The 12,965-nt window shown below is 52.2% G+C and carries 9 protein-coding genes; 7 read left to right on the forward strand and 2 right to left on the reverse strand.

Annotation, left to right across the window (positions count from 1 at the left end; translation table 11 throughout):
- The first annotated feature begins 339 nt into the window (after positions 1-339).
- The 5 genes from CA13_RS27775 to xseA all read left to right on the forward strand — a co-directional run bounded on the left by CA13_RS27775 (position 340) and on the right by xseA (position 8,588).
- The gene (locus CA13_RS27775) at positions 340-1,665 is read left to right on the forward strand and encodes an ATP-binding protein (RefSeq protein ID WP_146402255.1); all 1,326 of its coding nucleotides are present in this window, start codon (positions 340-342) and stop codon (positions 1,663-1,665) included.
- 52 nt (positions 1,666-1,717) lie between these two features.
- Positions 1,718-5,026, forward strand: a complete 3,309-nt coding sequence (locus CA13_RS27780) for a protein kinase domain-containing protein (protein WP_146402257.1) — start codon at positions 1,718-1,720, stop codon at positions 5,024-5,026.
- Positions 5,027-5,209: 183 nt separating this feature from the next.
- Positions 5,210-6,421, forward strand: coding sequence for an aminotransferase class V-fold PLP-dependent enzyme (locus tag CA13_RS27785; protein WP_419194919.1), 1,212 nt, complete (start codon positions 5,210-5,212; stop codon positions 6,419-6,421).
- A 116-nt stretch (positions 6,422-6,537) separates the two neighbouring features.
- On the forward strand, positions 6,538-7,383 hold the full coding sequence (gene dapF, locus CA13_RS27790; RefSeq protein WP_146402259.1) for a diaminopimelate epimerase: 846 nt from the start codon (positions 6,538-6,540) through the stop codon (positions 7,381-7,383).
- Positions 7,380-8,588: an exodeoxyribonuclease VII large subunit gene (xseA, locus tag CA13_RS27795; RefSeq protein ID WP_146402261.1), complete on the forward strand. Its 1,209-nt coding sequence runs from the start codon at positions 7,380-7,382 to the stop codon at positions 8,586-8,588. The genes dapF and xseA overlap by 4 nt, the downstream gene beginning before the upstream one ends.
- Before the next feature lie 193 nt (positions 8,589-8,781).
- Here xseA and CA13_RS27800 read toward each other — a convergent pair whose 3' ends face one another.
- On the reverse strand, positions 8,782-9,102 hold the full coding sequence (locus CA13_RS27800; protein WP_146402262.1) for an HU family DNA-binding protein: 321 nt from the start codon (positions 9,100-9,102) through the stop codon (positions 8,782-8,784).
- A 359-nt stretch (positions 9,103-9,461) separates the two neighbouring features.
- On the opposite strand from CA13_RS27800, the gene CA13_RS27805 reads away from it, so the two are divergent.
- Positions 9,462-10,217, forward strand: coding sequence for a 3-keto-disaccharide hydrolase (locus CA13_RS27805; RefSeq protein WP_146402264.1), 756 nt, complete (start codon positions 9,462-9,464; stop codon positions 10,215-10,217).
- Positions 10,218-10,308: 91 nt separating this feature from the next.
- Here CA13_RS27805 and CA13_RS27810 read toward each other — a convergent pair whose 3' ends face one another.
- Positions 10,309-11,250 carry an SMP-30/gluconolactonase/LRE family protein gene (locus tag CA13_RS27810; protein WP_146402266.1) on the reverse strand — a complete coding sequence of 314 codons (942 nt, stop codon included), beginning with the start codon at positions 11,248-11,250 and terminating at the stop codon, positions 10,309-10,311.
- A gap of 289 nt (positions 11,251-11,539) precedes the next feature.
- On the opposite strand from CA13_RS27810, the gene CA13_RS27815 reads away from it, so the two are divergent.
- Positions 11,540-12,925, forward strand: a complete 1,386-nt coding sequence (locus CA13_RS27815) for an MFS transporter (protein WP_146402268.1) — start codon at positions 11,540-11,542, stop codon at positions 12,923-12,925.
- Positions 12,926-12,965: the final 40 nt, after the last annotated feature.

Here is a 12,965-nt window from a genome sequence, read left to right on the forward strand (position 1 = left end):
AATCACGCTTACGGGGCGATAGTGGTTCCAACATGTATGCGGTGAAATGTTCGTTTACGTGTCATTATGTCCCGACACAAGTCACCCCCTGTGCGGGGATCGACACGCCTCACCAACCCAAATGTAGGTCGCAATTTGTCGCACGTCAGTAGAACCGTCCATTTTCTCTTCGTGCTTTGCTGTTTTTTATCTGCTAAGGGCGATCGGTCTAATCGCAAGCTAAGTTTCAGCAGCGGAAATGCATCGGTACATTCGTTGCACCGAAAAACACGGGCTTGAGTATCGAAGTTATCGATTCGCATGCACGATCGCACTCCTAACACGTTCCCTACAATCGCTATGACACTCACAGCCGCCGATACACATTCTTTCGAGCCGAGCATGCTCGGCGGACTTTTATCCGACGATACGTTCTGGCCGTCACAACCCCGCAATATGCACGAAACCGGATTAAGTGCGGCCTATGTCGACGGACTGTTGCTGAAGATTATTCTCGTTGCTGGAACGGTCAGCGGACGGAACACGGCCGAGCGAATTGGGATTCCGTTTCGAGTCATCGAGCCGCTGCTGGATTCAATGCGCACGCGGAAATTGCTTACCCATGTTCGACCCGCACCCTTCAATGACTATTACTATTCGTTAACCGACGCTGGGCAAAAAAGTGCAAATGCGCAAATGCAACAGTGCCGCTACAGCGGTCCTGCGCCAGTGCCGTTGTCGGACTACGTTCTTAGCGTTGAAGCCCAAGCCGCAGGTCTCGACCCGATTGATCGTGACCAGTTGCGCGCTGCATTGAGTTCGATTTCTTATCAAAACGAATTGCTCGATCACCTCGGGCCAGCTGTGAATAGCAATACGGGGATGTTTCTTTTTGGACCTCCGGGAAACGGCAAAACGACCATTGCCCGTTGCTTGACGCAATGTCTTGGCCAAGAAATTTGGATTCCGAACGCGATCTTAGATGATGGCAATTTGATCAAATTGCAAGACGACGCGTTTCATCGACCCGCGCCCGTTCCTGAGATTTCGGGTGAATTGCTGAAGGGACAAGAATGGGATCATCGTTGGATTCGAATTCGCCGACCCACCGTTATCGTTGGTGGTGAATTGGTGATGGAAAACTTGGAAGTTCGCCATGACCAACGCTCGAACATCTGCGAAGCCCCCCTTCAAATGAAAAGCAATTGCGGCTGTCTGTTGATCGATGACTTTGGTCGTCAACGGATCGCACCTGAGGAGCTGTTGAACCGTTGGATCGTTCCACTGGAAAACAAATGCGACTACTTGACGCTGCCTACAGGCAAAAAGATTCAAATTCCGTTCGAACAGTTGATTATTTTTTCGACCAATATCGATCCAAGTTCGCTGGTCGACGAAGCGTTCTTGCGGCGGGTTCCGTACAAGATTTTTGTCGATGATCCATTGCATGACGAATACCGCAAATTGATGCAAACTGTGATGAAGCAACTTGGATTTGCAGAAACGCCGCAAGCGGCCGACCATTTGTTTAAGTTCTACGAGGACAGTGGGCGGCAAATGCGACGGTGTCATCCGCGCGACTTGTTGACGCAGGTTGCCAATTTTTGCCGATACCGAAAGTTTCCGCTCACGCTTAATCCCGACTACTTGGATCAAGCGTGCAAGAGCTATTTTAGCCAACTTTAGTGTTTGACCTTCACGTCCGTTATTCACCTTCGTACCCAAACTAACCTTCGCGATGACCGCAACCAATACACGAAAGATTTGTGCAGGCTATGAACCGATTCCTGGTTATGTCCTCGAAAAGCTAGTCGGCCGTGGTGGATTTGGCGAAGTGTGGCGTGCGGATGCTCCCGGAGGAATCAAGAAAGCGGTCAAATTTGTCTTTGGCGCACACGACCAACAGCGAGCCGCACGAGAGCTTAAATCGCTCGAAAGAATAAAGGGGGTCAGCCATCCGTTTCTGCTGACACTCGAACGATTTGGAATCGTTGACGACCAATTGGTGATCGTCACCGAACTTGCGGATCGATCGTTAGAAGAAGTTTTTCGTGACCATCGCGAGCGTGGATCTTGTGGCATTCCACGCGACAAATTGCTGTCGCATTTAATGGATGCGGCCGATGCGTTAGACTATTTGCACGGGTCCTATCAGTTGCAACACCTGGATATCAAGCCAGGTAACTTGTTGGTTGTGGGCGGTCACGTCAAAGTCGCCGACTTTGGTTTGCTAAAGGATTTGCGAGACGACCAGTGCAGTGTTGTGGGCGGCTTAACGCCCGTGTACGCGCCGCCGGAAGTGTTTGATGGACGTCCCAGTTTGCATAGCGACCAATACTCGCTGGCCGTCATGTACCAGGAACTTCTGACGGGGACACGGCCGTTTAGTGGTCGAACGATTGCCCAGTTAGCAACTCAGCACGTGCACAATGCACCAGACTTGGAACCACTACCGCCGAGCGATCGTCCGGCGGCGGCGCGTGCGCTCGAGAAAAACCCAGAACGCCGGTTTTCGGATTGCCGCAGCTTCGTTGAAGCGTTGATGAATCCGCGTGGACGCGTTTCGGATCCTATCGGATGTAATACGGAGCTCGATAACGACGATACGGATCCGGAATTTGCGGGCGAGGCAAACGCAAGACAGATTGAGGATTTACCCTCACTTGGCGACGGCCGGATTCAACGCGATGGTCGTGCGGTATCCAAAGTGCTTTTGGTTGCATTAGGCGGCGTCGGTGCGGATGTTTTGCACGACATTCGAAGCCGGATCGGCAGTCTTCATTCGGCTTGCCCGATTCAGTTGCATTCGATATTGATCGATACGGATGAGGCCAGTATTCGTGGCGCAAGGATTGGAAATGGGTGCGATGCGTTGCCGAGTTGCGAAGTGGTTCACATTCCGCTTCGCACGGCGGCTGATTATCGCGATTCGATGTCGACTAACCGCTTGCGAACGATTTCAAGACGCTGGATTTACAACGTACCACGATCGCTTAGCACCGAAGGGATGCGACCGCTCGGACGTCTTGCCTTGGTCGACCACGGACAGAAAGTAACGGATTCGCTACGGCGAGCGATTGAGCAATTGGGACGTGGCGAATCCGAAACCATACCGAAAGTGTTTGTGGTCGGATCGCTTTGCGGCGGTACCGGTAGCGGAATCTACTTGGACGTCGTTCATTTGCTTCGCCATTTGCTTGATACAAACGGTTTGGAACAGTCCAAAGTGTTTTCGATGCTGGCGATGAAGGGAATGGTTCACGATCCCGCGCTTTCGCTCGCTCACCACGATGCGCATTCGACGTTGATCGAAATGAATCATTACCTTCAGCCTGGTAACGGCTACCCAGGGGACGAGGGAGCGGGATGGCCAAGTGTTCCAGCGGCTCGTACGCCGTTGAAAGATGCATACTTAGTGGCTAGCAACGAATTCGACCCAGATGCCCCGTCGCCAGTACAGGTGATTGGCGACTATGTTTGGACGGACTCTACGGGGGCTGATTCGCTGCTGGAGAAGGCACGCAGTATCGATGTCGAGGCTTCCTCATCGCAAGTCTTCACGCCGCAAGTGCGTTCGGTTGGGATCGTTCCTCTTGGCGTTTTTCGCCGTCCTGAGGAAGAAATTCTGACGCCGGCCACGGTCCGACATCTGTTGCTCCGCTGGCTCGGGCATCCTGGTGAGGCGAAGCTTAACGCACCGTTACTGCATAAACGACTCGCCCGCCGTTGTTTCTTTGACGGCGATCTTGTCTCGGGAATCATTTCAAGTGCTTTCGGTTCCGCGAATACGCATCGGCACGCGGAGATCGAACGGCGACTCGCGGAAATGTCCGCTTCGTTGACGGAACACTCTGACGACCATGTATTGGGCATGGAGCAGGTTGCCGCGATGGTGACTCAGTGGGCCAATGAAGTCATGCATTTGCCACAGGTGACTCGGTTCGTCGATGATTTGACACAACAGGTGACTCGTGAGTTGTCAGCCAGATTTACGCACAACAGTACCGATGTCACGACGGCGATCGAAACGCTTGGGCTATTTTTAAAGGAGATCGGCGCTGAGTCGGCTCGATTGAGGAGTCAGGCCGAGACACTTGGTGGTTCCGAAGATGCAAACTGTGACGAACGTAAATGTAGTTGCCAGTCGGATGAATCGATGCAGCAAGTCTTCATCGCTTCTCGCTTGGTGACTCATACGATCTACCGTTTGGCCGCAGAACAGGTTGAGCGGTTTGCACGCAATGTTAATGGGATGGTGTCACGACTTGGAGATCTGGCGACGTCTTTTGCCGTAGCAATCTCGGTCTTGGCAGAACAACGAGATGCGACGGACAATCCGTGGGACGAGATGCCGGCGCAAGTCGCAGCAAAGTTTGAACATACGGTTAGCGAACTTCACAAAGCGTGTGTGTCATCGATTATTGTTCGATCGCTCGGAAAGAATGCGATGCCGATCGATCCAACGGCGTTGGAACAACGCTTAGCGGATACCGCATCGCCGCTGGTTGGTAGTGCACTCGCAGTGTGCTGTGCAGGATCGATTTCGCAATCGCATTCGTTTGATCAAGCAACACAATCGCTCGGCGATGTGACGGCGGTCTTGCCAACACAACACGGTGGTGGTGACGAGGGGACCAGTACGATGGCGATTTCGAGTGAATCGAAATCATTCGACGTCGATGCGGGCGGCAAACGAGACGACCAGCCGATCACTTCAATGGCTACTGCACTTCAAATGGCACGTCCATCGTTGCTCGATTATGGCGGGGTCCAACGATTGATTTTGTCGGTGGGGACGCACAGCGAACAGGTTCGCCTCGAAGCGGAATTGCGTCAATTCCACAACGGTGCATTAACCGTAACGGTGATTCCTGGAACAACGGCAAAACTTGTGCATGAGGCTCAGCAAATTCAACTTTGCGACGTGATTGCGAGACTTGCGACCCTGAATGCGGGTAACGCCCAAGTCAGCACGCGGTTGTTGACGCGTTCGGACATCGATTGGCGGAAGGCCAACGCACGACCCAGTGCGGTGGCAACGAAGTAGGTTCGCGGTAGTTGCTCTTTGGCGAATTTGCCACAACGAAGCTTCAATGTGGAGTTCATCGGCAGTGGTATTGCGAACGATTGTTGACTCAATGATGATTTGGGCCTCTCAGGTTTATGCGTCGCGGCACAGCATCGTTGATATTCGATCTCATGTCGTGATCCCCACGAAAGGACCTCGCCATTGGCCGATTTGTTGACGAAACGCAGCCCTTTTGCGAATCACTGGGGATTAAATCCCAATATCGACTTTTTGAATCACGGATCGTTTGGGGCGACGCCGAAGGTCGTGCTGGAAACACAGCGGGATTGGATTCTCCGCCAGGAACATGATCCGATCGAGTTTCTTGCGCCAGAGCGATCTCTTTTGCCAAAACTGGATTACGTGCGTTCGGTTGTTGCAAATTTCGTTCAAGGCGATGCTCGGTCCATCGCATTGGTTCGCAACTCGACCGAGGGCGTTAACGCGGTCTTGAGGTCGTTTCCGCTGGCGAGTGGCGATGAAGTCGTGATTACAAATCACGGTTATAACGCATGCAATAATGCCGTCCGGTTTGCCACCGAGCGAGTCGGTGCGACAGTCGTCCAGGCAAAAGTTCCTTTTCCTCTTCAGTCGCCCGACGATGTGATCGACGCGATCGACGCAAGCTTCACACCAAAAACTCGACTGCTGCTCGTTGATCATGTCACAAGTCCAACGGGTTTGGTGTTCCCCGTCGAACGCATTGTGAGCCGGGCTCGCGATCGCGGCATTCGAGTCATGGTTGATGGATCGCATGCACCGGGAATGTTGCCGGTGGATCTTAATCGAATCGATGCCGACTATTACACGGCCAATCACCATAAATGGCTTTGTGGCCCGAAATCGTCGGGATTCCTGTTCGTACGAAGCGATTTGCAGAGCGAAGTGCGACCGACATCGATCAGCCATGGAGCAAATTTGGATGGCTTTGGCGATTCCAAATTCTTAGGCGAATTCAACTGGACCGGGACATTTGACCCTTCTCCGATCTTGGCCTTGCCCGCCGCGATCCATTTTCTGAGCGAACTTTTTGATGATGGAATCGGTCCCTTGTTAAAAGCCAATCACCAACTCGCGCTGGCGGGACGGCGAATTTTGCTTGAACGGTTTGGTGTTGAGTCAGCATCGCCCGAGTCGATGATCGGCAGTCTGGCAACCATCCCGATTCCTGTCACCAAACGTCTTCATCCGGCTGATATGGCCTCCATTCAGCGAGAACTTTACCAAACCCATCGAATCGAAGTTCCCGTTTTTCTGTTCCAAGAGGATCTTCCCTGTGTGCGGATTTCTGCGCAGGTTTACAACCATATTGAACAATACCAGCGGCTAGCCGATGTGATTATTGAAACGGTCGAAGCGGTTTGCGCGGCGTAGATGATTGTAGATGATTCAAGTCATCTGATTGCGAGGTTGATTGGTTTGAGTGTAAAACCACTCATCGCGTTCCTCATTATTTCCCTTTGAAAAATTTCTACATCACGACCTCAGTCATGCGTTTTACGAAGATGCACGGTGCTGGCAACGACTATGTTTACGTTGATTGCTTCACAGAAAACCTCGATTCCGTCGATCTGTCCGAATTAAGCCGCAAAATTGCTCACCGCCATTTTGGTGTTGGTGGGGACGGCTTGATTCTAATCCGCCCCAGTGAAATCGCTGACGCCAAGATGCAGATGTTGAACGCGGACGGAAGCGAAAGCGAGATGTGCGGAAACGGCGTCCGTTGCGTGGCCAAATACGTCTTCGATCACGGGATAAGCACCAATGCCCAAATGAAAATTGAAACCGGTGCGGGCGTTCTCGACCTTTCACTGCACCTTGGCGACGACGGTAAGACGGAGTCCGTTACCGTTGACATGGGGGAACCGACGCTCGAAGCAGCTTTGATTCCTACCAAAATGGTCTTAAACGGACCCGTCGTTGATCATCAAGTTAAATTCGGGGGACATGCCTTTACCGCCACGTGTGTATCCATGGGCAATCCACATTGCGTTTTGTTTGTTCCTAAAGCGAGCAATGAATTGGTTCTTGGACTTGGCCCCACGATTGAAAGCGATCCGCGTTTTCCAAATCGAACAAATGTCGAATTTGTTGAAGTGATTTCTGCTGACGAAGTTCGCCAACGAACTTGGGAACGTGGCAGCGGTGAAACGTGGGCCTGCGGGACGGGGGCTTCGGCGGTTTGCGTGGCAGGAGTGTTAACAGGCCGAACGAATCGTCGTATTACAAACCATTTGCTCGGAGGTGATTTGGTTTTGGAGTGGGATGATTCCAACAACCACGTCATGATGACCGGAGGTGCAACGGAGGTCTTTTCAGGAGATTGGAACGAATGAGTAGCCCACCAAGACAAGCGATTTCGGTTGGCGAGTTAACTGGACATATCAAAGCGGTAATGGAGCAAACCTTTCCATCGCTTTGGGTTTCGGCCGAGGTTTCGGACTTGGTTCGTCCTCGCAGCGGGCATCTGTATTTCACGCTCAAAGGAGACGATGCTCAAATTCGCGGCGTTATGTGGCGCAGCAACGTCGAACGGATGAAGCATGAATTGACTGAAGGTCAAGATGTTTTGTGCTTCGGTGACGTGGAAGTCTATGGTCCACGCGGGACTTATCAATTGGTCGTTAAAAAGATTGAACCGCGAGGCGTTGGTGCATTGCAGTTGGCTTTTGAAAAATTGCAGGCCAAACTTAGTGGCGAAGGCTTGTTTGCCGCTGAGCGAAAACGTCCGATCCCCTCACTTCCAAAGCGGATTGGGATTGTGACCAGTGCTTCTGGCGCTGCGGTTCGTGACTTTTTAAAGGCTGCATCGAATCGATATCGCGGCGCGGACATTGTCGTTATTCCTTCGCTTGTGCAAGGCGAAGGTGCGGCCAAATCGATCGTGGCGGCGATCGAAGCGGCTGAACGGCTTGAGCCCCACTTGGATGTGTTGGTGATTTCGCGGGGCGGCGGAAGTATGGAAGATTTGTGGTGCTTTAATGAAGAACCCGTTGTTCGCGCTGTTGCCGATTGTTCCATCCCTACCGTTTCGGGAGTGGGGCACGAGATCGATGTCACGTTGTGCGACTTAGCGGCTGATTTACGAGCGCTTACACCGACCGATGCAGCCACATGCGTGTTGCCTGATGGACGCTCGTTAGCAACTTCGGTGACGCTGTTTCGTCATCGACTTGATCGATCGATGCGACAAGCGATTGACCAGCGGCGTCGAGTAACCGAGTCGATCATGGGGCGTCCGATTTTGCGGAAGCCAATGGAAATCGTGCAAATGCGATGGCGTTTGTTGGACGAATACGATGGGCGGCTTCGCCGTGCGATGTTGGCAACAACTCAGCGCAGTGGTAGTCAAATTGCAGAGTTGTCCACGGCGCTTTCGGCGCTTTCGCCTCTCTCGGTGCTGGCGCGTGGATACAGTGTCACGCTTGGCCCTGACGGAAAAGCGGTCACTCGAGCTGATTCGCTATCCGTGGGCGATGAAATCGAAACGAAACTCAACACGGGCCGCGTCGTCTCCGTGATTAGCGAAGTCGGGCAATGATTCGACGTCAGTTCTTGGCGTGAGATTTGGATGCGTCGAAGTGCAAATTGGAAGTCAAGGAAACGCTGTGGCCAATAGCAACAGCGTCTTCTTGACGAATGACCGATAATCGAGCGATCTGTTGCGGAGATCGCAGTCGGAAATCAGGTGGCGGCATTCTGCTGACGCCCAATAAAACAGGAACGTGATCTGTTTAGATCATTTCCTTCAAGCCCTTCAGCGGTCGGATCGACAACTTCTTGCTCGCTGGCTTTGGCTTGAGCCAAATTTCTTGTCCATCCGCAGGGTTGCGTCCCTTACGCTTCGGCTTGGCCGGAACGTCCTTCAGGATGATCTTGCAAAGACCAGGGATTGCGAATTGGCCAGGGCCTCCCTTGACGAGAGCCTTTTCAATTTCAAGGGTCAGTGCATCGAAGACGGCCGCGACGTCCTTCTTCGTAAGCTCAGTCGTTTCGGAGATGTTCGCCAGGATCTGAGTCTTGGTCGGTGCCTTTAGCGGTGTGGCTTTAGCCATTGTGCGACAACCTTTTTTCTTTGACGGGGTATGTGAATTTCAATGGAGCGTCGTTGCTCGCAATTTCATAACGGCAAAGTGTTATGTTCCTCGCCCCCAACACGCAACCCGGCTTCACACCAAAAACCCCACGTTTTCCGCGGTTTTTCGTCGAAAAGTGGTTCTGCAGTCCAATTTGCGCTCGTTTTGATCAACAATAGCGACAAAATGTAATGGAAAACACTACATTTTGGCTGGTCCACGAAACGGAAAATGCATGCTTAAAAGCGTTTTGCCCCAATATCTCTCGGCTGAATTGGTATCATGCTTGGGGACGTTTTATGCCCTGTTACACCCGCCTTTCTCCATGGATCCCCGTCATGACTGTTCTGCTCCGCCTCGGTTTCTTTGTTGTGGTTTTGCCACTTTTGAGTCTATTGGGGTCTGCTCAGGAGGCCGCCACGCAAAATCCAAACCTTGTGAGCAGCGAAGGTGTTCGGCCGTACATCGATGACGCCGGGCCTGGTTGGATGTCGTTCACCGAGAGCGACTTTTCAAAAGTCAACAGTGGCGATGACACGTGGAGCTGGAAAGATGGGGTTCTGCATTGCACCGGGAATCCGGTGAGCGTTTTGCGGACGACAAAACAATTTGAAAACGTCGAATTGGTGGTCGAGTGGATGCACGAGAAACCGGGGGGAAACTCGGGTGTTTTCCTCTGGACCACTCCTGAATCAATCGAAAAGCTGACAAAGGCGGGTAAACCTGGCCTGCCAGCGGGAATTGAAGTCCAAGTACTTGACCATGCCTTCACTGACATGATGAAAGCGCGAGGTCGGAAAACCGATTGGTTCGGCACGAATGGTGACGTTTTTGCCGTGAAGGTGAAGCTAAACCCGTTCCCGCCACTTTCGCCCGATGGCAGCCGTAGTTTCCCTCGCAAGCATTTGGCCAAAGGTCATGGTCAATGGAATCAATACTACATTCGGGCAATCAACGGTGAAGTCCGTTTATGGGTCAACGGTGAAGAAGTCTCCGGTGGCAACGGAGCTGATCCGGCTCGCGGCTACTTGTGTTTGGAAAGCGAGGGCTCGCCGATCCAATTCCGCAAGTTGCGTTATCGCGAATTGCCTTAAACGCAAATCGAGACAGCGTCGCCATTCGCAGTGCGAAAGGCAACGGAGCGAAAGGCAACGGAGCGAAAGGCGATAAGTTCGTGTGCCAATCTTATTGGCTATCGACACCGCGGACTGACATTGCAACGCCAAACAATTTGTCACTGGCGGTCACAAAGAGGGTCTTACGATCCTTACCGCCAAAGCACACATTCGCGGTCCAGCCGGCGTCTATATCGATCTGCTGAATCTGTTTCCCTTCGGGGTTGAATACCGTGACCCCTTTGCCGGTGAGGTAGATGTTCCCTTTTTCATCGATTGTCATTCCGTCGGAACCAAGGTCGCAAAAGAATTCCTTGTCGCTAATCGAACCATCGGGCTCGATCGTATAGCGGTAAGTTTTCTTTGCCCGAATGTCGGCAATGTACAGCGTTTTTCCATCCGGCGTACCAATCAAACCGTTTGGTTGTTGCAGGTCATCCGCCACGCGGATCAAGTTTTTATGGTCGGGTGTTAAGTAGTAAACTCCTTGGACATCTTGCTCGCTCGGTCCACGTTTCCAATAGTTGCGTTTGTAGAATGGGTCCGAAAAATAGATGCCTCCATCGGGGCGAATCCATAGGTCGTTGGGTGCGTTAAGCAGTTTGCCGTTGTATTCTTTCACGACGACTTCAACTTGCTTGTCGGCGGAAATGCACCAAAGCTCGTTTTTCTCGTCAGCACAAGCCCACAAGTTGCCTTTGGCGTCAAAGCACAACCCATTGGAACGGCCGCATGGTTGCATGTAGGTAGTCAATTCTCCAGCGGTTGACCATTTGCAGATTCGGTCATTGGGTTGATCGGTAAAGAAGACGTTCCCCTTGTCGTCGCAGGCAGGGCCTTCGGTAAATTTGAAGCCATCCGCAAGTAATTCAACCTTGGCATCCGGTGCCAGGATAGAGGTCGTCGGTGACTCGGCCAGCAACAGTTTTACGGCGCTCGGGGAGTACAGAAACAAGTTGCTGAGAAAGGCAAAGGCAAGAAGTCTTGCGACGAAGGTGCGCGTGGAATCCATCGATTCGCTCCGGTGGGCATTGGGAGGAGTGGGTAGGTTCGAACTGACAAAATAGGCAGAACGCAATCAATAAGCCTAGTCCATTCCTTTTCGTCATGCGAGTGCGTGAAAGGAAATCCAGTCCCGAGACATCGTTGAAGGAAATTGTGATATGTTGTTGGCCTGATGTATTGGTTTTAGCCGCTTGCGGTTGTAGGAAATACCGACACCACCGTTGCGGAATAGCTGGACACCAACCTTCTCTCAGGTTCAATTCCCTCCAACACAAACCGGCACTCGCGGAACGCAAATGAACTCGAACGGCCCCTCACGACAACGATACTGGCTCGTTTTTCTTTTGTTCTTGCATACCGTGAACACCTACATGGACCGCGTTTGCATTTCGGCCGCAAAAGGGTCAATGCAGGATGACATCGCGGGCCTTGATGACCAAATGATGGGGTACGTGTTTGGCATTTTTGCGATTGGCTATGCTCTTTTTCAAATCCCCGCGGGATGGTTCAGTGATCGCGCGGGACCACGCCGCGCCCTGACGATCGTTGTGATTGTTTGGAGCATCTTCACTGCAATGACTGGTGCGGTTTTTACCGCAATCAGTTTGTTAGTCGTTCGTTTCCTGTTTGGTGCGGGTGAAGCAGGTGCTTACCCGGGAGCAACACGGGCGATGTACAATTGGTTGCCAGCGAATGAACGAGGCCTTGGGCAGGGGATTTTCCATTCGGGTGCTCGTGTCGGCGCTGCGTTATCGCTTTTAATCATGCCGTGGCTGATTGACACGATTGGTTGGCGGATGACGTTTTTCGCAAACGGAGTCGTCGGTTTGGTTTGGGGGTTGGTTTGGTGGTTTTGGTATCGGGATGAGCCCGCCGATCATCCAAAAGTGAACTCCGAAGAAGTCGAAATCATTAAGCGTGGCCTTGCCGAAGCACAGTCTTCCGAAACGAAGGTTCCTTATGTCCATTTGGTGACCTCCGCCAACGTCCTCCTTGCGATGTTTCAATACGCCGCCAGCAACATCACGTTTTTTATTAGCATCACGTGGCTGCAACCCTATTTGGTGGAGACTTGGGGCAGCGATTACGCGTTGTTGGCCTCGTTGCCGCTGCTTTGTGGTGCCGTGGCCCAATGGGTTTCCGGATACACGGTCACGAAGTTACATGGTTTGGGATTGCCGGTAATGTCGCGGCGTCTTCCTGCAATGATCGGTTTTTTGCTTGGCGCGATTGGATTGTTGCTCTGCACCCAAACGGTTGAGTCGACGTCGGTTTGGACGTTTGTCGCTTGTTTTTCACTTGCCACGTTTGGTGTTGAAATGACGCTCAGCCCGAGTTGGTCGTTTTGCATGGACATTGGCGGATCACGTTCGGGCGCAGTCTCGGCGGCAATGAATATGGTGGGAAACATGGGGGCGGCGGTCAGTGCAGTGGCGTTTCCGTTCTTTGTCGCCAAGGTGACCTTTCCTGGCATCGCCGAGACACCAGGCACCGCCAATTCGTTCTTTCTATTCGCCGCGATCATCAACGTGTTGGCCATGATTGCGTGGTTGTTCATGAATCCGCTTCGCGAGTTGAAAGCGATTTCGTCTGCAGCCCTGCGAACACGATTGATTCTTTTCTTAGTTCTGTTCGTCGTTGTGATCACTGCTTTGGTTTATACAAATATCGTGCTAAAGTAAGCGAATGACAAAGCGCAAAAGAATTTCGATGGCGCCCTTG

It is taken from the genome of Novipirellula herctigrandis (assembly GCA_007859835.1).
Taxonomy (GTDB): domain Bacteria; phylum Planctomycetota; class Planctomycetia; order Pirellulales; family Pirellulaceae; genus Novipirellula_A; species Novipirellula_A herctigrandis.

Bases quoted from the DNA above. Each gene is read 5' to 3' on its own strand.
- CA13_RS27805 (WP_146402264.1), top strand. From the start codon at position 9,462: ATGACTGTTCTGCTCCGCCTCGGTTTCTTTGTTGTGGTTTTGCCACTT.
- CA13_RS27815 (WP_146402268.1), top strand. From the start codon at position 11,540: ATGAACTCGAACGGCCCCTCACGACAACGATACTGGCTCGTTTTTCTT.
- CA13_RS27800 (WP_146402262.1), bottom strand. From the start codon at position 9,102: ATGGCTAAAGCCACACCGCTAAAGGCACCGACCAAGACTCAGATCCTG.
- CA13_RS27810 (WP_146402266.1), bottom strand. From the start codon at position 11,250: ATGGATTCCACGCGCACCTTCGTCGCAAGACTTCTTGCCTTTGCCTTT.
- CA13_RS27775 (WP_146402255.1), top strand. From the start codon at position 340: ATGACACTCACAGCCGCCGATACACATTCTTTCGAGCCGAGCATGCTC.
- dapF (WP_146402259.1), top strand. From the start codon at position 6,538: ATGCGTTTTACGAAGATGCACGGTGCTGGCAACGACTATGTTTACGTT.
- xseA (WP_146402261.1), top strand. From the start codon at position 7,380: ATGAGTAGCCCACCAAGACAAGCGATTTCGGTTGGCGAGTTAACTGGA.
- CA13_RS27780 (WP_146402257.1), top strand. From the start codon at position 1,718: ATGACCGCAACCAATACACGAAAGATTTGTGCAGGCTATGAACCGATT.